Origin of the sequence: Acidovorax kalamii, assembly GCF_002245625.1 — a bacterium.
Lineage (GTDB): Bacteria > Pseudomonadota > Gammaproteobacteria > Burkholderiales > Burkholderiaceae_C > Acidovorax > Acidovorax kalamii.
In genome coordinates, this window is the sequence record NZ_NOIG01000013.1 from 37,876 (window position 1) to 56,623 (window position 18,748).

The window sequence follows — 18,748 nt, forward strand, 5'->3', positions numbered from 1 at the left end:
ACTGGAACGCGGCCCGCGAGCCCCGACGACTACTGAAAGAAATCCCATGGATGTATCCCGCACCCGGGCCCTGCGTGGCCCCAACCTCTGGAGCCGCCACATGGCCATCGAAGCCGTGGTGGCCTGTTCGGAAACCGAGCGTGCCGTGGGCCAGATGGCCGGGTTTGAGGCCCGCCTGCGCGCCCTGTTCCCCGCCATTGGCGCGCTGCACCCCGAAACCGGTGGCGGCGATGTCTCGCTGGCCCATGTGCTGCAAACCGCTGCGCTTGCCCTGCAGGCCCAGGCAGGCTGCCCGGTGACCTTTGCGCGCACCACCGCCACCAGCGATGTGGGCGTGTACCAGGTGGTCGTCGAATACAGCGAAGAGGCCGTGGGCCGCAAGGCGTTTGAATACGCGCAGCAGCTCATCGAAGCCGCGCTGGGCAATGGCAGCTTTGATGCCAACGCCGTGATCGCCGAGCTGCGCGAGCTGGACGAAGACGAGCGCCTGGGCCCCAGCACCGGCTCCATCGTCGAAGCCGCCGTGGCCCGGGGCATCCCCTACCGCCGCCTCACGCGCGGCAGCATGGTGCAGTTTGGCTGGGGCTCCAAGCAGCGCCGCATCCAGGCCGCCGAGGTCGATTCGACCAGCGCCGTGGCCGAATCCATCGGCCAGGACAAGGACCTGACCAAGCGCCTGCTGCACGCCGCCGGTGTGCCCGTGCCCCTGGGCAAGCCCGTCGAGAGCGTGGACGAAGCCTGGGAAGTCGCCCTCAAGGTCGGCCTGCCCGTGGTGGTCAAGCCGCAAGACGGCAACCAGGGCAAGGGTGTCACCGTCAACATCACCGACCGCGCCCAGCTCGAAGAGGCCTACAAGAACGCCGCCGACTACGGCACCGTGATGGTCGAGCGCTTCTTGCCCGGCCACGACTTCCGCCTGCTGGTGGTGGGCGACCAGCTGGTGGCTGCTGCACGCCGCGAGCCGCCCCAGGTGCTGGGCGACGGCGAACACACCGTGCGCCAGCTGGTGGAGGTGGTCAACCAGGACCCCCGCCGTGGCGAAGGCCACGCCACCTCGCTCACCAAGATCCGCCTTGATGACATCGCCGTGGCCCGCCTGGCAATGCAAGGCCTCACGCCCGACTCGGTGCCCGAGAAAGGCCAGCGCGTCATCCTGCGCAACAACGCCAACCTGTCCACCGGCGGCACCGCCACCGACGTGACCGACGACGTGCACCCCGAAGTGGCCGCCCGCGCCGTGGCGGCTGCCCAGATGGTGGGCCTGCACATCTGCGGCGTGGACATGGTGGCCGAGACCGTGCTGCGCCCGCTCGAAGAACAAGGCGGCGGCTTTGTCGAAGTGAACGCCGCCCCCGGCCTGCGCATGCACCTCGCGCCCAGCTATGGCAAGCCCCGCAACGTGGGTGCGGCCATGGTGGACAAGCTCTTTGCCCATGGCGACGACGGCCGCATCCCCACCGTGGCCGTGACTGGCACCAACGGCAAGACCACCACCGCCCGCCTGATGGCGCACCTGTTCACCGCCCAGGGCCTGCGTGTGGGCATGACCAACACCGACGGCGTGTACGTGAACGGCCGCCAGATCGACAGCGGCGACTGCAGCGGCCCCAAGAGCGCCCGCAACGTGCTGCTGCACCCCGAGGTGGACGCCGCCGTGTTCGAGACCGCCCGTGGCGGCATCCTGCGCGAGGGCCTGGGCTTCGACCGCTGCCAGGTGGCCGTGGTCACCAACATCGGCGCGGGCGACCACCTGGGCCTGAACTACATCACCACGGTGGAAGACCTGGCCGTGCTCAAGCGGGTGATCGTGCAGAACGTGGCCCCCACGGGCTACGCCGTGCTCAATGCCGCCGACCCCATCGTGGCCGCCATGGCCTCGGCCTGCCCCGGCAAGGTGATCTACTTTGCGAGCGACCGCCACCACCCCGTGATGGTCACGCACCGCGCCCAGGGCCACCGCACGGTGTACGTGGATGGCGAGTCTATCGTGGCCTCGGAAGGTTCGTGGCGCGAGACCATCCACCTGCGCGATGTGCCCATCACCCGCAACGGCAAGATCGGCTTCCAGGTCGAGAACGTCATGGCTGCCGTGGCCGCCGCCTGGGGCGTGGGCATGCCCTGGCAGACCATCCGCCGGGGCCTGTCGGGCTTTGTGAACGACAGCGACAACGCACCCGGCCGCTTCAACATCATGGACTACCGGGGCGCCACCGTGATCGCCGACTACGGCCACAACCCCGACGCCATGCGCGCCCTGGTGCAGGCCGTGGACGCCCTGCCCGGCAACCGCCGCAGCGTGGTGATCAGCGGCGCGGGCGACCGCCGCGACGAAGACATCCGCGACCAGACCGTGATCCTGGGCGCCGCGTTTGACGACGTGATCCTGTACCAGGACGCCGCCCAGCGCGGCCGTGCCGACGGCGAGGTGATGGCCCTGCTGCGCGAAGGCCTGGCCGGCGCATCGCGCACCAAACACATCGAAGAAATCCGTGGCGAATTCATCGCCATCGACACCGCGCTGGCCCGCCTGCAGCCCGGCGACCTGTGCCTGGTGCTGGTGGACCAGGTCGAAGAAGCCCTGGCCCATCTGGCCCAGCGCTGCACCGAAGCCGGGGCCTCCGCATGACAACCCTCAAGCAAGCCGTCACCTCGGCGCTGCTGGCCCTGGCCACTGGCGCCGCCTGGGTGGGTGTGACTGGCACGGCACAAGCAGCGTCCGGCGAAAAAATCGGCACGGTGGACACCGCCTTCCAGTGGATCGGCCGCGACCACGACATCATCGTCGAGGCCTACGACGACCCTGCCGTGCAGGGTGTGACATGCTACGTCTCGCGCGCCCGCGTGGGTGGCATCAAGGGCACGCTGGGCCTGGCCGAAGACCGCGCCGAGGCGTCGATCGCCTGCCGACAGGTCGGCCCCATCCACGTTCCTGCGCCGCTCAAGCAGCAGGAAGAAGTGTTCAGCGAACGCATGTCCATCCTCTTCAAGCGCCTGCGCATCGTGCGCATGGTGGACGCGCCGCGCAACACGCTGGTCTACCTGACCTACTCCGAAAAGCTCATCGACGGTTCGCCACAGAACAGCGTGACCGCCGTGCCGGTGGACCGCGCCACGGCCATCCCGCTGCGCAAGTAAGGCAACGCGGGGCGGGGGCAGGACTCGCTATCAAACAAGGGGCCATCGGCCCCTTTTTTATGAGCAAAAAAAGCCCCTACCGCGCGTCCATCACACCCAAAAAGCTATCAAATATATAGCATCAGCCCTGCGCCGCAATCTGCCGCAGCGCCTGCTCAAACACCTCCACCGGCTGCCCACCCTGGATCAGGTGGCGCTCGTTGATGATGATCGCGGGCACCGAGTGAATGCCGTTTTGCAGATAGAACTGCTCGCGCTCACGCACCTCGTCGGCGTAGCGGTCGGAGGCCAGCAGCGCACGCGCTTCGGCCACATCCAGCCCCACCTCGCCCGCCACCCGCACCAGCACCTCGTAGTTGCTCGGGTCCTGCCCGTCGGTGAAATACGCCTTGAACAGCGCCTTCTTCAGCGCGGGCTGCAGACCCTTTTCTTCGGCCCAGTGCAGCAGCCGGTGCGCATCGAAGGTGTTGTAGATGCGGCTGCGCTTGTCCATGCTGAAGGTGAACCCCAGCGCCGCCCCGCGCGCCGCGATGGCCTCGCGGTTCTTCTGGCTCTGCTCGGGCGTGGCGCCGTACTTTTCTTGCAGGTGCTCGCCAATGTCCTGGCCCTCGGGCGCCATCTGCGGGTTCAGCTCGAACGGCTGAAAGTGCAGGTCCAGCGCGACTTCGCCCTTCAACCGATCCGCTGCTTGCTCAAGCGCGTTGAGGCCGATGATGCACCAGGGGCAGGAAACATCGGAGACGAAATCGATTTTGAGGGTGGCGGGCATGGGAGGAGTTCCTGCGGGCAAAGAGGGGGATGGTATGAGGGGTGGGGTAACCGTGGGGGTGGCGGGTTTACTGGCGCAGCGAATGGGGGATTTGGGCCCAGTGTTGAAGTTCAATTTTCCCCATTGCGATCAACCATTGAGTCCTGACTCCGTAACAGAAGCCTCGTAGAGCCACACGCTGAGCGCGATGCCCAAAGCTCCCAATCCGGTAAGTACCGCAGGATCAACACAGTGAAAGAGAGCCTTTCTCCGCTCTGCAATCAAGATACGGCGAATATCCAAGCTGCCTTAGATAATTCATACGCTCACTCTTTGTGTTGAGCAGCGCCAACCATCGGACGACTTGTTCTTCAATGGATTCAGCGGTGTGGAAATCATCCAGCCGCAACTTCCACATGCCTACTGCAGATGGTCGCTCTATGCCACCAATGTCAACGACATCGCCTACTTTGTAGCTCTGCGTTGGCCTAAGGCCAAGCGTGGAAGTGACAAAGTCAGGGTCAACTGTGTCACGGCAAAAGACTAGCTCTGTGCAGTTCTGCATCTTCTAGGTATCGAGTGAGGAGGTCTGCATTCTCAATGTCCGCCCCCTAGTAAAAAGAGCATGCCAGTTTAGACGTCACGCCCGCATCCCCCGCAACTCCGTCTTCAGCACCTTCCCATAGCTGTTCTTCGGCAACCCCTCCACCCACCGGTATTCCTTGGGCCGCTTGAACCGCGCAATGTGTTCCAGGCACAGGGCATCCAACGCCGCATCCTCCACCGCGCCACCCTCACCTGCCACCAGGTAGGCCACCACCACCTCGCCCCACTCCGCATCGCGCTGGCCCACCACGGCGACCTCGTGCACCTGGGGATGGAGCAGCAGCACCTCTTCCACCTCACGCGGGTAGATGTTGCTGCCGCCGGAGATGATCACGTCCTTGGAGCGGTCCTTGAGCGTGAGAAAACCATCGACATCCAGCGCACCCATGTCGCCGGTGCAGAGCCAACCATCGCGCAGCGTCTGCACCGTGGCTTCGGGGTTGTTCCAGTAGCCGGGCATCACGGTATCGCCGCGCACCACCACCTCGCCGGTCTCGCCCGGGGGCAGGGGCTGGCCTGTGGCATCGACCACACGCACTTCCACCAGCGACTGCGCCACACCGACAGATACCATGCGCTCGGCCCAGCGGGGGTGGTTGCGGTCGGCCAGCTGGGCGCGCTGCAGGGCGGTGATGGTCATGGGGCTTTCGCCCTGGCCGTAGATTTGTGCAAAGCGGTTGCCCATCACGGCCAGGGCGTTGCGCAGGTCGTCGGCGTACATGGGGCCGCCGCCGTAGACGATGGTCTTGAAGCCGCTCACATCGGCGCCCGTGGCGCGCACATGGTCCACCAGGCGGTGCACCATGGTGGGCGCGGCAAACAGCGTGAGCTGGCCCACGCTGGCCGCGAGCTGTACCAGCTCGGCAGGCTCGAAGCCGCCCGACCGCGGCACCACATGCCGCTCGCCGCGCAGCACCTGGGCGTAGTTGTACAGGCCCGCGCCGTGCGACATGGGCGCGGCGTAGACCATGGCGTCGCCAGGCAGCACGTCGTCCACATCGGTGAAGTAGCAGGCCGTCATGGCCAGCAGGTTGCGGTGGGTCTGCATCACACCCTTGGGGCGGCCGGTGGTGCCCGAGGTGTAGAACAGCGAGGCTAGGTCGTCCGGCGCGCGGTCGCACACGGGCATGGGGGCGTGCGACACGGCGGCCTGGTAGGCCTCGGAGCCCAGCACCAGCGTGTGGGCGGGGTCGGCACCGGCCTCGTGTGCGGCGGCCAACAAGGCCTCAGACACCAGCACCACGCGTGCGCCCGAGTCGGCCAGCACATAGGCCAGCTCCTTGGCATGCAGCTTGTAGTTGACGGGCACTGACACGGCGCCCGCCCACAGAACAGCGTGCAGCGCCTCCACATACTCCGGCGCATTGGCGGCATAGATGGCCACGCGGTCGCCGGGCAGCACGCCGTGGTGCTCGCGCAGGCAGGCGGCCAGCGCGGCGGTGCGGGTGCCCAGCGCCCGGTAGGTAAACAGAAGCTGGTCGCCGTGCAGCACGGCGGGCTGGTCGGGATAGAGCTGCGCGCTGCGGCGTAGCAGGTGGGCGATGTTCATCGTGTGTCCCCCATCGGGGCAAAGTTGCCCGCACCCATCCCTGTCGCCGCCAGCCGCATGCCGTGTCTCCTTGTTGCAATGAGGCACCCACTGTATGCAAACCCGGCAAACCCGGCAACGCCGCACAGTCGATCAACTACGCAAGGAGAAACCCGCATCGGCCTGACCCACAGGCGGAGCGCGATACAGAGGGTTACCAGATTCCGGCAATTCCCCACACGCTGTGGCGTTGAAAGCCTGCGGCCTAGACTGCATCTGAACCCCAGCCCCGCAGCCCTGCGCCGCCGTTGCGCACTCTGCGGAATCGCTTCTTCCATTTAGTACCGGGCCCGCACCGCATGAACATCGAACAGCAAAAATCGATCCTCACCATTGCCTTGCTAGCCGCTTTTGCAGACGGCACCAAGGACGATGCCGAGCGCGAGGAAATCCGCCGCATCGCCCAGTCGCTCGCGGGCGACAGCGGCATGGCCGACCTGCCGCGCATCTACCAGGATGTGCTGCTCAAGCGCACCAGCGTGCAGGCCGCCGCCGCTGCGCTGAGCGACCCGGCCCACCGCCAGCTGGCCTATGAGATGGCCGTGTGCGTGTGCGATGTGGATGGGCGGCAGACGGCGGCAGAGGCGCAGTTTCTGGCCGCGCTGAAGGCCGCGCTGCAGCTGGGTGCGCAGCAGACGGCGGCGTTTGAGCACGATGCCGATGCGCTGGTGGATGTGGTGGAAAAATCCGCCCCCTCGGCCACGCCCTGGGGGGCGGCGGGCGCTGCAGCCTACGCCGCTGCGGCACCAACCCCTGCAGCCACCCAGGCCACGACAACGCCCCCCGGCCCGGCCGATGCCGAGCTGGACAAGTCCATCCTCAACTACGCGCTGCTCAACGGCGCGCTGGAGCTGCTGCCCCAGTCCTGGGCGTCCATGGCCATCATTCCGCTGCAGGTGAAGATGGTGTACGGCATTGGCAAGGCGCATGGGGTGGAGCTGGACCAGGGCCATATCAAGGAGTTCATCGCCGCTGCCGGGGTGGGCATGACATCGCAGTACCTGGAGCAGTTTGGCCGCAAGCTGCTGGGCGGCCTGCTGGGCAAGGCGGCGGGCCGGACGATTGGCGGGCTGGGCAGTGCGGCCACGGGCATGGCGTTTTCGTTTGCCACCACCTATGCGCTGGGCCAGGTGGCCAAGCGCTACTACGCCGGGGGCCGCGTGATGAGCACGGCCATGCTGCGCGACACCTTCCAGAACCTGCTGGGGCCCGCCAAGCAGATGCAGTCGCAGTACCTGCCGCAGATCCAGCAGAAGGCCGCCACGCTGGACGCGGCCAAGGTCATGGCCATGGTGCGGGGCGGCTGAGCGGGGCCGTGCGCGTGGCTTCAATACTGTATTTTTGATAGCAAACAATCGATACTGGATGCGCGGAAACGGCCTATTTTTTCAACATTCCAGCGCTGAAACGGGATAGAAGCCCCGGCCACACGCCCACCGCACCTGCCGGGCGGCGGGCGCGGTCGGCGCGCGGCGGCGGGGCCCCTGTGCGGCGGGGCCGCAACAGCGGGGCGACTTGCACCCAACACCGGTGGCGTGCGCGGCGGTGCGTGACAGAATCGGCCCATGCTCGACCACACGGACCCTGTCGCCTCCATCATTCCGGCCATGTCGCTCGACTCCCCGTCCGACAACGCCATGACCGCGCTGTCCCGCCTGGCGCTGGGGCCCGTCAACACCGACTACTACCTGGCCGTCTTCGAGCGTTTTGACAGCACCGGCCGCACGACCACCACCTGGAACTGGGCCGCCTGCCTGGCCACGCTGAACTGGATGGTGTTCCGCCAGCTCTGGAGCGCCGCACTGGTCTACGTGGCGGCGGCCGAGGGGCTGGCGCTGATCGTGTTTGGCATTGGCCGGTCTTTTCTGAACTGGCCGCCGGGTGTGGAGCTGGGCGTGCTGGGCGCGTTTGCGGTGCTGGCCTTTGCGGTGCCGGGGCTGTATGGCAATGCCATTTTGTATGCCGACATCCGCAAGCGCATCGCCCGCGCGCTGGCCGCATCGCGCACTGTGCCCGAGGCCTGCGCGCTGCTGGAGAAGCAGGCCAGCTCGCGCAAGCGCCTGCAGATGGTGGTGCTGGCCAACGTGGTACTGGGCGTGGCCGCATTGATCGCCTACCTGGTCTGGTCGCCTTCAGACACCAAGCCCCTGGCGCTGGAGCCCGCCGTGACCGTGGCGCAGGCCACCGCAGCGGCCACGGCCGCATCGGCCACCACACCAGCGGCGTCGGCCCAGGCCACATCCACGGCAGCACCCATGCCCACAGTGGCGCCCGAACCGACCCCGGTTGCCGAGTCGCGACCCGCCCCCGCATCGGCACCAGAACCAGCAGCCCCCCCAGCCAAGGCATCCGCAGCCCCCAAGGCCTCGGCACCGGCAGCACCGCCCGCCACGGTGGCACCGCCACCGGCCGAGCCCGCCCCGTCAGCACGGCCTGCTTCAGCCCCTTCCAGCAAGGCAGCCGCGTCGGCCCCCGCACCAGCCAAGACGGCCGCACCCGCCGCATCCACCAGCGCATCGGCCACCACCAGCCCGACAGCCTCGGCCGCCAGCACGCCCGCCCCCCGGCGCGAGGCCGCCGCCAGCCGCGCCAGTGCCGCCACCAAGCCCAAGGCACCTGCGTCGGCACCGGCCGCTGCCGCTGCCGACAAACCGCTGCCCACCGTGGGCACAGCAGCGGGCTACTACATCAACGTGGGCCTGTTTGCCGAAGAGGCCAATGCGCGCAAGGCCCAAGCGCGGCTACTCAACGAGGGCCTGCCCGCCTTCCGCCAGGAGCTGGACGGCGCCAAGGGGCGGCGCATCCGTGTGCGCGTGGGCCCCTACGACACGCGCGCGCAGGCCGATGCGGCGGCAGAAAGCATCCGCGCCATGGCCCTGGAAGCCGTGGTGTTCAAGCAGCCGTAACCGGCGCGCTGCCCGAGGGGTGCGGCCCACGTGTTGCCCACTGCCGCACCTGCTCCACCACCCAGGCCGGGTCGTCCAGCGGCAGGTCGTGGCCTGCAAAGGGGTGCATGACCAGCGGCAGGTTCCACGCAGCGGCCAGCGCTTGCGAACACGCGCTGGCCACCAGCTGGTCATGGCGGCTGGCCAGCAGCAGCAAGGGGGGCAGCGGTGCGGTGGCCGGAGCCCGGTAGCGCGCGGCGGCCAGCAATTGGCGCAGCGCGTTGCGGCCCGACACCGGCCGCTGCCTGCGCACGGTGGCCCAGTGCGCCAACACCGGGGCGCGCGCTGCGGCCAGGTTGCTGGTCATCGCCAGCACCTGCTGCTCCACCGCTTCGGCCGGGCGGGCCAACAGCACCAGGCGCAGCAGGGCGCCGTAGTTCTGCGGGCGCAGCCGGTGGTAGAACGGGCTGAACGGCCGCAGGCTGGTGTTGACCAGCACGCCACTCGCGATCTCCTCCGGCGCCCCCTGCGCCCACTCCACCGCCACCATGGCGCCCAGCGACATGGCCAGCAGGTGGTAAGGCGGCACCAGCCCGCGTGCCGCCAGATCGGCGCGGCAGGCCTGCACCATGCCCTGCACCGTGGTGGGCGAGGGCCTGTGGTGCCAGCAGCCGTTGCCGGGCAGGTCCACGGCCAGCACGGCATCGCCGGGCAGCGCCTGCTGGAGGTCGGCCACCAGCCCGCCCCAGTGGGCGGTTTCGCGGGTCAGACCGCGCAGCAGGATCCATTGGCGCATAGTGCAGCGCTCCGTTTCAGTACCAGGCCGCGAGCGCGTCGGCGCGGCGTTGTGCGCGCTGATCGGGCGCGGGCACCCAGCGTGCATGGCTGCAGGCCGCACGCGCCAGAAAGTCGAGCAGCGACAGGTGCCGCCGTAGCACGCGCTGCTGGCGGTGGTTGATGAGCGGGTTGAAGATGCCGTTGCGCGAGAACAGCTGGCGGGGGTTCTTCTTGATCCACAGCCACGAGCCCATCTCCAGCGTGAGCGGCAGGAAGGTGTGCGTGGGCAGGGTCTGGCAGGCTTGCAGGTACAGGTGGTCCCACAGGTCGCCATGCGCCAGGTACTGCGTGCTTTGCGGTTCGATGATGTACTGGTGGTGGCTGTGAGCCTGCAAAAAGATCTCTTGCAGCGCATGCAGCTCGGCCAGGTGCGCAATGGGTTTGCGCGTGTGCGCAAACGGAAACCACAGCCGGTCCTTCACGCCAAAGCCCGAGTGGCAGTCCAGCGCCATGCTGAAGGGCCGCGCCAGCAGCTGAGCCGTGGCCACCTCGCACAGCGCCTGGCTCTCGGCCTCCATGGGGTCGCCCAGGCGCCCCCGGTACCAGGGCAGGCCCGCGCTCACCCGCTGCCCACCCACCCACAGCGGCACGCGGTCCACGGCGTCCACCGGGGCGTTGCGCATCAGGTCCACGCCGCGCGGGTTGGCCCGCGTGGCCGACCACATGCCGCCCGGGTTGACGATGGGCATGAAGACCAGGCGCACCTGCTCCAGCTGCCGGTGCAGGGTGGTGTCCCATTGAAGGCGCATGACCACGTTCTGCAGGTAGGCGATGACCACCTCGGCCCCGATGCGCTCCAGCCCGTGCACGCCGCCAAAAAAGCCCACCGCAGGCACATCCAGTGCCGGGTTGCCCACACCAACGGTGTAGACCGGAAACCGCTCGCCGGTGGCCACCTGCACCTGCCGCACCACCTGCACATCGAGATGGGGCGCGCCCTGCTCCAGGATTTTTTCCAGTGCCAGAAGCTCGGGCAGCATGTGCTGAGGGGTTTTTCAGAAGGGATGGCAAGGACTCACCGCAAGAGGATAGCGCCCGCCAGCACGCCCGGGTGGGCAAACAGGCGCGCGGCGGGGCCGCTGTTGGGTTCATGCGAACCGACGCAAAACCGTCACACAACGGCGGTAACTTGCCCGGCAGATCGCCACGGTCTTCCTTCAACCTCCCTACGAAAGAGGCGCACCATGCTCTGGAAATTGCTCGGATTGCAGCGGCTGCTGGATCAGCTGTTCGATGAAGGGGGCTGGCTGAGCTTTGACCTGCCCCGCACCCACGAATGGGCGTGCGACGGAGCCTTTGACGATGCACCGGCCGCTGCGCAGGACTGAGGCCTATCGCTGGGCCGTGGGCCGGGGCATGCTGGTGTGCGCCCTGGCCTGGGGGCTGGTGGAGCTGCTGGCGCTGCAGCGCTCGCGCTATCAGCAGTGGCGCCAGCGGCAGCAGGCCGCCATCCACCACCACTGAGCAGGCCAGGCAGAAAGCCTGGCAAGGCGCTCAGTCTGGCGACACTGAAGCGGCCACGGCCCGGTTACGCCCCGCATTCTTGGCCTGGTACATCGCCGCATCGGCAGCGGACAGCAGGGCATCCAGACCCCACCCCCCGTGGGCCGAGTCCGCAATCCCCAGGCTCACCGTCACGCGCACCTCGGGGTCGGCCACGCCCATCACCTGCGCTGCGGCCACCTTCTCACGCAGGCGATTGGCAAACTGCAGGCCCTGCTCCCGGTTGCAGTGGCTGAGCAGCAGCACAAACTCCTCGCCCCCAAAACGCGCCGCCAGATCGCCCTCGCGCAGTTCGGCGCGCACCACATCGGCCACCGCCAGCAGCGCCTTGTCGCCCGCAGCGTGGCCCAGGCTGTCGTTGAGCTGCTTGAACCAGTCCACATCCAGCACCAGCACAGCCATGTCAACGCCGTAGCGCGTGGCTTGCGCCAGGGCGGTGCGCGCCTGGGTGATGAAGGCACGGCGGTTGGGCAGGCCCGTGAGGTAGTCGGTTTCGGACTGCTCCCTGAGCTGCTCGATGAGCAGGTCGCGCTCGCGCTCCAGGTCCTGGCGCCGGCGGGTCTGGCCCTGCAGCGCGCGCACCGCACCGATGACCGCCGACATCTCGTCGTCGGCCAGGGGGACGGGCAAAGGCGCCTGCAGGTCGTTGTTGGCCAGCGCTTTCAGGGCCCGCGTGGTCTTGGCCAAGGGCTGCAGCACGCGGTGCTGGATCACATACAGCGCACCGCCCAGCACCAGCAGCAGCGCCCCGGAGCCCGCCAGCGCCCAGACCAGCACCCGCAGCGCGCGCTGGTGTTCCTGCTGCGCGCGGTCGCGGGCCTGGGCCAGCAGCGCATCGCGCAGCGCCAGGATGGGGTTCATCTCGGGCACATACAGGGCCGCGAACTCGGCGGCCGACAGGCCGTAGTGGCCCTCCCCATCGCCCTGCGCCAGCACCTGGCCCAGCAGCGCCTGCGCCACGCCAAAGTACCTCGCCTCCACCGTGCTCCACGCCTGCGACACCGCTTGGGCCTCATCCGGCAGCTGCAGCCGCAGCTCTACCAGCGTGCGCAACTGCGCAATGCGCCCCCGCGTCTCGTCAATGGCTCGGCGCTCGGCCGCAGAAAACGGCTGCGCCTTGACCAAGGCCGCCGTGAAGTGGGAGCCCAGCAGGCCTGCGTATTCGCGCAGCGCTGCGGCCAGGCGCGCGCCCTGCACATCGTCGCCCAGCGCGGGGTAGGCGTGCTGGGCGGCACTGGCCAGTGGGTTGGTCACCGGCGACAGCAGGGGCACCACGGCCACCATGCCCTGCACAGCGTCGCGGATGGCCTCGGCCGAGCGCTGCGCTTGCGGCAGCGCCAGCACCTGGTCCACATCTGCGCGGGCCTGTACCAGCGCGCTGCGCGCGGTCTGAAGGCTTTGCACCAGATGGATGCCGTCGGCGGTAGAACGGGGTGCGGCCGCCACGGCCTGCCGCAGGGCCTCGAACGCCTGGTCGGTACGCGCCCGCGCCTCCTGCAACGCCTGGGCGCGCTGCTGCGCCATGGGCAAGGCATCGCCCAGCGCACCGTTGGTGGGCCCACGTTCGCGCGACACCATCTCCACCGCCACCAGCCCGCGTCGCAGCTGCTCCAGCAAGCGCAAACTTTCCGACGCCTTGTGCACCGATTGCCATTCGGTGGTGGCCAGGCGCCCCACCAGCACCATCGTGGCCACCAGAACCAGGGCCCCCAGCAGGTGGAGCATTCGACTGAGTTGCATGAACAAACAAGCGCTTTGCGGGCACCACACCAGAAAAGGAAAGCTGCACCAGGCAGCACAGGAAAGGCCGCCCCTGCGCGCTGCGGCCTGCCGGGATTGTATGAAGGCTGGTCTGGCAGACCTTTCCCGGGCGGCCGTGGACTGCTGTGGCCCGGGCCACCAGGCGCTCCGAGGCATCTGCTTGTGTGCGTTCAACACACCTCGGCACTGCCCCCCAAACCCCCAGTGCGGCCCACACCATGCCCCTCGGCACAGGGCCATGCAGAAGCCTCAGACACCGGCAGGACATGCCCTCTATCGGTCTGGGCGTTCTCGCACCTAAAATCACGCAGGCTCTCGACAAATCGGAGAGGGCCGATCGCAATCCAAACCAACGAAGAAACAATCATGGCAACTGCAAAGAAAGCTCCAGCACCCGCAAAGAAAGCCGCCGTCAAGGCCGCAGCACCCGCAGCCAAAAAGGCTGCTCCCGCCAAGAAGGCCGCAGCCCCCGCTGCCAAGCCTGCAGCAGCGGCCCCCGCAGCGCTCAAGCCCATCAAGACGGCTTTCAACAAGACCACGCTGGTAGCCCATCTGGCCGAGCAATCGGGCGTGGAACCCAAGGCCGCCAAGGCCGTGCTGGCAGCCCTCGAAGCCGCCATCCTGGGCTCCGTGCACAAGAAGGGCTCTGGCGAATTCACGCTGCCCGGCGTGCTGAAGATCGGCCTGCAGCAAGTGCCTGCCAAGAAGAAGCGCTTCGGCAAGGACCCCTTCACCGGTGAAGAGCGCTGGTTCCCCGCCAAGCCCGCATCGGTCAAGATCAAGACCCGCGCGCTGAAGAAGCTCAAGGACGCAACGGCCTGATAAGGCCTTTGGTTCTTGCAGGCCGTACCGGCCTGCGTGCATGGGCCCTGCCCCATGCACGCCTCCCCCGCCCCTCTCCCCGGACAGTCAGCCGGTGATCACACCCGCAGCAGCGGGTTCGGCGTAGAGCGCAGCCACCGCTGCTGCGCGGCGTGACAACACAGCCCCCTGGTTGATATAGCCCTTGTCGGTGATTTCCCCCGCGTCAGCATCGGGCGGCTCCCGCATCACCAGCGCCCGTGTGGGGCATTGTGAAGACCCCGCGCCCGCATTGCGCCGCGCATGCATCAGCGCGCGCAAGGCCGCTTCCAGCCTGCCCGTATCGGCCACACCGGCTGCCGATGGGAACACCAGCATCCCCACCTCGTCGCGGTTGTGGCCCGTGAGCACGATGTCCTGCACCAGCGGCGCAAGCTGCGACACCAGCTCCACCCGCAATGTGCCCACCGACACCCAGCTGCCGCTGGACAGCTTGAAATCTTCGGCCACGCGCCCGTTGAACACCACGCCCCGCTCGGGCCGGTCGGCGTCGGCCAGATAGCCTGCGTCGCCAATGCGGTAGTAGCCCTCGCTGTCGAAAGCAGCGACGGTTTCGCTGGGCGCGTTGCGGTAGCCCGCAAACACCGAAACACCTTTGACCCGCATCTCCAGCTTGCCGCCGTTGGGCACCAGCTTGAGTTCCAGCCCTGGCAGCGGCGCGCCAATGCAGCCCGCACCCTCCAGGCGCCAGTGGGCGGTGGTCACGGCGGGTGCGGTTTCGGTGGCACCCCACGAGGTAGTCAGCCACAGGGGCCGTGCCGGACGCACCCGGTGGGCCAGCGTCTCCAGTCGCTGCCAGGTGGAGGGGGCCAGTGCGGCCGCCGCATAAAAGGCCAGACGCACACGAGCCAGCACCTGCGCGGCCAGGGCGTCATCGGCCTCCAGAAACGGCAGCAGCATGTCGAAACCCCGGGGCACATTGAAGAGCATGGTGGGCTGCACGTCGCGCAGGTTGCGCACGGTTTTGTCGATGAGCCCCGGCACCGGTCGGCCTTCGTCAATGTAGAGCGTGCCACCGTGGCACAGCACCATGTTCAGGTTGTGATTGCCACCGAAGGTATGGCTCCAGGGCAGCCAATCGACCAGCACCGGCTTTTCGTGGGCCAGAAAGCGCCAAGTTTGGGCCATCATCTGCTGGTTGGCACACAGCATGCGGTGGGTGTTGATGACCACCTTGGGCCGCCCGGTGGAGCCGGAGGTGAGCAGGTACTTGGCATGGCCATCGGCGTCCAGCGCTTCAAACGCCTCGCGCACGGCAGGTGTCTCCTGCCCGCGCTGCAGCTGCTCAAACGCCAGCGCGCCTGCACAGCGGTCGGCATGGCGGCTGAAGACCTTCACCACCTCACCGCCGTAACCGGCCAGCGCTGACGCGTAGACCTGCGCATCGGAGGCGTAGACCAGGCTGGGCTCCAGCACCGCCAGCATGCTGTGCAAGCGGCTAGGGTCCTGGGAGCGCGCGTAGGCGCTGGACATGGAGCAGGGTGTGATGCCCACATGCATGGCCGCCAGCATGAGCACCGCGTGATCCACCGCGTTGTCGGACAGGATGGCAATGGGGCGCCCGGCGGGCAGCTTCAGGTCCAGCAGCGACTGGGCCACCGCACCCACTTCGCGGCGCAGTTGTGCGTAGCTCAGGCCGCGCCATTGCTCGACGCCCGCATCGCGCTCGGCCAGGGCCAGCGTGTCGGGCGTCTCCTGCGCCCAGCGTTCCAGCCATTCGCCCACACAGCGGGCATAGGGGCGCAGGGCCTCGGGGGAGCGCAGCGTGAACGCGCCATCGTCCAGGGACCGGCGCAGCGTGCGCGGCGGCGCGATCTGGTCTTCGTCGTCAAGGAATGCAGGGTGCATGGTGTTGTCTCGGAGGATTTTTTCTGTGTGCAGGGCGCATCAGTCCAGCGCACCCGACGATTGCTTGGCGCGCAGCAGCTCGATCAGCAGCGCATCGCGCGCGCGGGCCAGCTCAGTGGCTTGCCGCGTGCCCAACGCCTGCGCCACCCCTTCGACCACCTGGTGTTGCAGGGCCGCATCCATGGACGGGGCCCCCAGGTCGCGCCACCAGTCCTCGATGGGCCCGCCCAGGTGGGCCAGCAGGTGCGCAATGCCGCCCTCGCCGCCCGACAGGTGCAGATTCATGAACGGCCCCATCAGCGCCCACCGCAGGCCGGGGCCCTGGGCGATGGCGGTGTCGATGTCGCTGACGGTGGCTACGCCCTCGTTCACCAAATGAAAGGCTTCGCGCCAGAGCGCGGCTTGGAGGCGGTTGGCAATGTGCCCCTTGATCTCTCGCCGCACCTGGATGGGGCGCTTGCCAATGTGGGCGTAGAACGCCATCGCCTGCACCACAGCCTCGGGCTCCGTTTGCTGGCCGCCGCCTACCTCCACCAGCGGAATCAGGTGCGGCGGGTTGAACGGGTGGCCCAGCACCACCCGCTCAGGCCGCGCGCAGGCTTGCTGGATGTCGCTGATGGCCAGGCCCGAGGTGCTGGATGCCAGGATCGCGTGGGCAGGCGCTGCCGCATCCATGCGGCGAAACAGCTCCACCTTGGCGTCCAGCCGCTCCGGCCCGTTCTCCTGCACAAAGTCGGCCTGCGCCAGCGCGTCCTCCAGCCGGTCATGCCAACGCAGGCGATCCAGGTGGGCTCCGTCCGCCAGCCCCTGGCGCGACAAAGCCTCCCAGTGCGCGGCCACAGCCGCACGCAGGCGCTCCTGCGCGCCTGGCGACGGGTCCCAGGCATCCACGTCCAGACCACGCGCCAAGAAGTACGCGGCCCAGCTCGCGCCGATGACACCGGTGGCCACCACGGCCACGCGCTTCACAGTCAGATCCATGCGATGGGTTCCTCGTGCGATCAAGACTCAGCCGTGAAGCCGACCTTCTTGACAAGCGGGCCCCAGCGCTCGAACTCGGCTTGCTGCGATGCCTGCATCTCGCCGGGGGTGGAACCCTTGGCGATCAGCCCCACCACGGCCAGGCTGTCGATGACGGCCTTTTCCTTGATGGCAGCGTTGATGGCCGCGTTGGCGGCCGCCACCACGGCAGCGGGCGTGCGGGCCGGGGCGTAGAAGCCAAACCATTCCTCGGTCGTGAGCTCTGGAAAGCCCTGCTCGGCAAACGTGGGCACCTCGGGTGAGAACGGGGAGCGCGCCTGGCCCGAAGTCGCAATCAGCCGCAGTTTTCCGGCCTTGTGGTTGGGGATGAAATCGCCGCTGGGCGTGACCATGGAGGCGATCTGCCCACCCACCACATCCGTGACGCCCGGGATGGAGCCCCGGTAAGGCACATGCTTGAGTTCCACCCCGTTATTCAGCCCCAGCAGAGCGCCAATGAAGTGCGGCGTGGAGCCTGCTGCGGGCGAGCCGTAGTTGGCCAGCACCGGATTGGCCTTGGCCCAGGCCAGGAAGTCCTTCACCGTTTTGACCGACGCTGGCACCAGCGGCCCCACAGCCAGACCATGGTGCATCACCGCAGCAATCGACACCGGCACGAAGTCCTTCACGGGGTCGTAGCTCAGCTTGCTGTAGATGTGGGGATAGATCGATGTACACGAGAACGGCGAGAGCGTAAGCACAGAGCCGTCCGCAGGAGCCCCCTTGAGCGACTCCAGCGCAATGCGTCCACCTGCGCCGGGCTTGTTCTCCACCACAGCAGGGTTGCGCGTGTAGGGCGAGCCTGCCAGCTTCTCGCCCACCCGGCGCGCCACGCTGTCCCCTGCACTGCCCGCCGGAAATCCGTAGAGGACCTTGACCTGATCCAGCGCCTGGGCCTGGGCCTGCGCAGCGAGGGGCGACAGGGCTGCCAGCGCCGCTGCGCTGCCCATTTGGTTCATGAAGTGGCGGCGTGTGTACATCATCCTGTGTCTCCTGCGGGTGGTTTGTTGTGGCGATGAAAAGAGGTGCGGCTCAGTGGTGCACCAACGCGGATCTGGCGGCCGACAGGCCACGCCCTGAGCCAAGGGCTGTGGTGTCAAAGACCTTGCGTTGGGTCATCACGGTGCGTAACGGAAAATGCCAGTGCTGCAGATTATTTTTTCCCGACCCCGCCCATTCAGTCATCCCGACGACATTTGGACTCAGGGTATACGTGGGTCTGCCTTTTGAACGGTGCAGCACACAGGAGAATGCCCCACCATGTTGGTCAAAGTGACGCCCCCCACCATGGACGATCTGCTCGCAGCGTCGGCCTGGTTTCCGCAGCTGGACAGCGGCGCGCAGGCGCGTGTGCGCGATGAGCTGCGCGAGGTGGATGTGCCCCAGGGAGGCGCACTGTGCCGACTTGGCGACACCCCCCTGCACTGGTACGGCGCCATCGAAGGCCTGCTCAAGTGGACGGTGACCTCGGGCGACGGCCGCTCGGTCACGCTGGGCGGGCTGTCGGCGGGCAGCTGGTTTGGCGAAGGCACCCTGCTGCGCGGCAGCCCGCGCACGGCCGACATCATTGCGCTGCGCCCCAGCCGCGTTGCGCTGATGCCGGTGGAGACCTTCGAGTGGCTGCATGCTACCGAGCGCAGTTTCGACCACTTTCTGCTGCGCCAGATCAACGAACGCCTGCACTGGTTCCTGGGCAACTTCACGGCCCACCACCTGCTGGACACCGACAGCCAGGTGGCGCGGGCACTGGCGGGCCTGTTCCACCCCTGGCTGCACCCGGGCAGCGACCCGCACCTGCAGGTTTCGCAAGAGGAGATCGCCAACCTTTCGGGGGTGTCGCGCCAGCGCTGCAATGCAGCCTTGAAGCGCCTGCAGGCTGCGGGCCTGCTGGAGATCGAATACGGCGGCATCACGGTCACCAACCTGGAGGGCCTGCGCCGCCGGGTGGAATAGCCG

General features: G+C 67.8%; 17 protein-coding genes. 8 read left to right on the plus strand and 9 right to left on the minus strand.

The annotated features are described in order from the left end of the window. Positions 1–46 precede the first annotated feature (46 nt). Together cphA and CBY09_RS21055 are read left to right on the plus strand one after the other, a co-directional pair. Positions 47–2,626, plus strand: coding sequence for a cyanophycin synthetase (gene cphA, locus CBY09_RS21050; RefSeq protein ID WP_094291533.1), 2,580 nt, complete (start codon positions 47–49; stop codon positions 2,624–2,626). After that, positions 2,623–3,135 (plus strand): CreA family protein, encoded by a 513-nt coding sequence (locus tag CBY09_RS21055; protein WP_094291534.1) that lies wholly within the window; start codon positions 2,623–2,625, stop codon positions 3,133–3,135. The genes cphA and CBY09_RS21055 overlap by 4 nt, the downstream gene beginning before the upstream one ends. Positions 3,136–3,256: 121 nt before the next feature. Here the strand turns inward: CBY09_RS21055 and CBY09_RS21060 are convergent, their stop codons facing one another. From CBY09_RS21060 to CBY09_RS21070, 3 genes are all read right to left on the minus strand, one after another. Then, positions 3,257–3,904, minus strand: coding sequence for a DsbA family oxidoreductase (locus CBY09_RS21060; RefSeq protein WP_094291535.1), 648 nt, complete (start codon positions 3,902–3,904; stop codon positions 3,257–3,259). Between the two features lie 223 nt (positions 3,905–4,127). Then, a complete protein-coding gene (locus tag CBY09_RS24325; protein ID WP_094291536.1) occupies positions 4,128–4,448 on the minus strand; it encodes a DUF4279 domain-containing protein in 321 nt (106 codons plus the stop codon). Positions 4,449–4,523: 75 nt separating this feature from the next. Further along, positions 4,524–6,038, minus strand: a complete 1,515-nt coding sequence (locus CBY09_RS21070) for an AMP-binding protein (protein ID WP_094291537.1) — start codon at positions 6,036–6,038, stop codon at positions 4,524–4,526. A gap of 338 nt (positions 6,039–6,376) precedes the next feature. On the opposite strand from CBY09_RS21070, the gene CBY09_RS21075 reads away from it, so the two are divergent. Both CBY09_RS21075 and CBY09_RS21080 read left to right on the plus strand, forming a co-directional pair. Continuing rightward, on the plus strand, positions 6,377–7,384 hold the full coding sequence (locus CBY09_RS21075) for a DUF533 domain-containing protein (RefSeq protein ID WP_094291538.1): 1,008 nt from the start codon (positions 6,377–6,379) through the stop codon (positions 7,382–7,384). Between the two features lie 258 nt (positions 7,385–7,642). Next, the gene (locus tag CBY09_RS21080) at positions 7,643–8,983 is read left to right on the plus strand and encodes an SPOR domain-containing protein (RefSeq protein ID WP_094291539.1); all 1,341 of its coding nucleotides are present in this window, start codon (positions 7,643–7,645) and stop codon (positions 8,981–8,983) included. On the opposite strand, the gene CBY09_RS21085 is transcribed toward CBY09_RS21080, so the two are convergent. Beyond that, positions 8,970–9,758, minus strand: a complete 789-nt coding sequence (locus CBY09_RS21085) for an alpha/beta fold hydrolase (RefSeq protein WP_094291540.1) — start codon at positions 9,756–9,758, stop codon at positions 8,970–8,972. The genes CBY09_RS21080 and CBY09_RS21085 overlap by 14 nt on opposite strands. A gap of 16 nt (positions 9,759–9,774) precedes the next feature. Beyond that, positions 9,775–10,779 carry a M14 family zinc carboxypeptidase gene (locus CBY09_RS21090; protein WP_094291541.1) on the minus strand — a complete coding sequence of 335 codons (1,005 nt, stop codon included), beginning with the start codon at positions 10,777–10,779 and terminating at the stop codon, positions 9,775–9,777. Between the two features lie 204 nt (positions 10,780–10,983). On the opposite strand from CBY09_RS21090, the gene CBY09_RS23915 reads away from it, so the two are divergent. Then, entirely contained in the window at positions 10,984–11,127 is a 144-nt protein-coding gene (locus CBY09_RS23915) for a hypothetical protein (RefSeq protein WP_165773957.1), read from the plus strand. After that, entirely contained in the window at positions 11,102–11,263 is a 162-nt protein-coding gene (locus CBY09_RS23920; protein WP_165773958.1) for a hypothetical protein, read from the plus strand. Before CBY09_RS23915 ends, CBY09_RS23920 begins: the two co-directional genes overlap by 26 nt. A 30-nt stretch (positions 11,264–11,293) precedes the next feature. Here CBY09_RS23920 and CBY09_RS21095 read toward each other — a convergent pair whose 3' ends face one another. Next, a complete protein-coding gene (locus tag CBY09_RS21095) occupies positions 11,294–13,042 on the minus strand; it encodes a diguanylate cyclase (protein ID WP_133066323.1) in 1,749 nt (582 codons plus the stop codon). A gap of 387 nt (positions 13,043–13,429) precedes the next feature. On the opposite strand from CBY09_RS21095, the gene CBY09_RS21100 reads away from it, so the two are divergent. Then, complete coding sequence (locus CBY09_RS21100) at positions 13,430–13,885, plus strand: HU family DNA-binding protein (protein ID WP_094291543.1); 456 nt, start codon at positions 13,430–13,432, stop codon at positions 13,883–13,885. An 87-nt stretch (positions 13,886–13,972) separates the two neighbouring features. Here the strand turns inward: CBY09_RS21100 and CBY09_RS21105 are convergent, their stop codons facing one another. Genes CBY09_RS21105 through CBY09_RS21115 form a run of 3 tightly spaced genes read right to left on the minus strand, consistent with a single transcriptional unit; the run spans position 13,973 to position 17,772 of the window. Continuing rightward, positions 13,973–15,772, minus strand: a complete 1,800-nt coding sequence (locus CBY09_RS21105) for a feruloyl-CoA synthase (RefSeq protein ID WP_094291544.1) — start codon at positions 15,770–15,772, stop codon at positions 13,973–13,975. 39 nt (positions 15,773–15,811) lie between these two features. Next, positions 15,812–16,753: a 3-hydroxyacyl-CoA dehydrogenase NAD-binding domain-containing protein gene (locus tag CBY09_RS21110; protein ID WP_094291545.1), complete on the minus strand. Its 942-nt coding sequence runs from the start codon at positions 16,751–16,753 to the stop codon at positions 15,812–15,814. Between the two features lie 20 nt (positions 16,754–16,773). Beyond that, complete coding sequence (locus CBY09_RS21115) at positions 16,774–17,772, minus strand: Bug family tripartite tricarboxylate transporter substrate binding protein (RefSeq protein WP_094291703.1); 999 nt, start codon at positions 17,770–17,772, stop codon at positions 16,774–16,776. A 280-nt stretch (positions 17,773–18,052) separates the two neighbouring features. Between CBY09_RS21115 and CBY09_RS21120 the strand changes: the two genes are divergently transcribed. Then, positions 18,053–18,745, plus strand: a complete 693-nt coding sequence (locus tag CBY09_RS21120) for a Crp/Fnr family transcriptional regulator (protein ID WP_094291546.1) — start codon at positions 18,053–18,055, stop codon at positions 18,743–18,745. Positions 18,746–18,748: the final 3 nt, after the last annotated feature.

Excerpts from the sequence above, each read along its gene's own strand:
- CBY09_RS21080 (WP_094291539.1), top strand. The coding sequence starts at position 7,643 with ATGCTCGACCACACGGACCCTGTCGCCTCCATCATTCCGGCCATGTCG.
- CBY09_RS21085 (WP_094291540.1), bottom strand. The coding sequence starts at position 9,758 with ATGCGCCAATGGATCCTGCTGCGCGGTCTGACCCGCGAAACCGCCCAC.
- CBY09_RS23920 (WP_165773958.1), top strand. The coding sequence starts at position 11,102 with ATGCACCGGCCGCTGCGCAGGACTGAGGCCTATCGCTGGGCCGTGGGC.
- CBY09_RS21095 (WP_133066323.1), bottom strand. The coding sequence starts at position 13,042 with ATGCAACTCAGTCGAATGCTCCACCTGCTGGGGGCCCTGGTTCTGGTG.
- CBY09_RS21075 (WP_094291538.1), top strand. The coding sequence starts at position 6,377 with ATGAACATCGAACAGCAAAAATCGATCCTCACCATTGCCTTGCTAGCC.
- CBY09_RS21090 (WP_094291541.1), bottom strand. The coding sequence starts at position 10,779 with ATGCTGCCCGAGCTTCTGGCACTGGAAAAAATCCTGGAGCAGGGCGCG.
- CBY09_RS21115 (WP_094291703.1), bottom strand. The coding sequence starts at position 17,772 with ATGTACACACGCCGCCACTTCATGAACCAAATGGGCAGCGCAGCGGCG.
- CBY09_RS21110 (WP_094291545.1), bottom strand. The coding sequence starts at position 16,753 with ATGGATCTGACTGTGAAGCGCGTGGCCGTGGTGGCCACCGGTGTCATC.
- CBY09_RS21055 (WP_094291534.1), top strand. The coding sequence starts at position 2,623 with ATGACAACCCTCAAGCAAGCCGTCACCTCGGCGCTGCTGGCCCTGGCC.
- cphA (WP_094291533.1), top strand. The coding sequence starts at position 47 with ATGGATGTATCCCGCACCCGGGCCCTGCGTGGCCCCAACCTCTGGAGC.
- CBY09_RS21070 (WP_094291537.1), bottom strand. The coding sequence starts at position 6,038 with ATGAACATCGCCCACCTGCTACGCCGCAGCGCGCAGCTCTATCCCGAC.
- CBY09_RS21060 (WP_094291535.1), bottom strand. The coding sequence starts at position 3,904 with ATGCCCGCCACCCTCAAAATCGATTTCGTCTCCGATGTTTCCTGCCCC.
- CBY09_RS23915 (WP_165773957.1), top strand. The coding sequence starts at position 10,984 with ATGCTCTGGAAATTGCTCGGATTGCAGCGGCTGCTGGATCAGCTGTTC.
- CBY09_RS24325 (WP_094291536.1), bottom strand. The coding sequence starts at position 4,448 with ATGCAGAACTGCACAGAGCTAGTCTTTTGCCGTGACACAGTTGACCCT.
- CBY09_RS21100 (WP_094291543.1), top strand. The coding sequence starts at position 13,430 with ATGGCAACTGCAAAGAAAGCTCCAGCACCCGCAAAGAAAGCCGCCGTC.
- CBY09_RS21105 (WP_094291544.1), bottom strand. The coding sequence starts at position 15,772 with ATGCACCCTGCATTCCTTGACGACGAAGACCAGATCGCGCCGCCGCGC.
- CBY09_RS21120 (WP_094291546.1), top strand. The coding sequence starts at position 18,053 with ATGTTGGTCAAAGTGACGCCCCCCACCATGGACGATCTGCTCGCAGCG.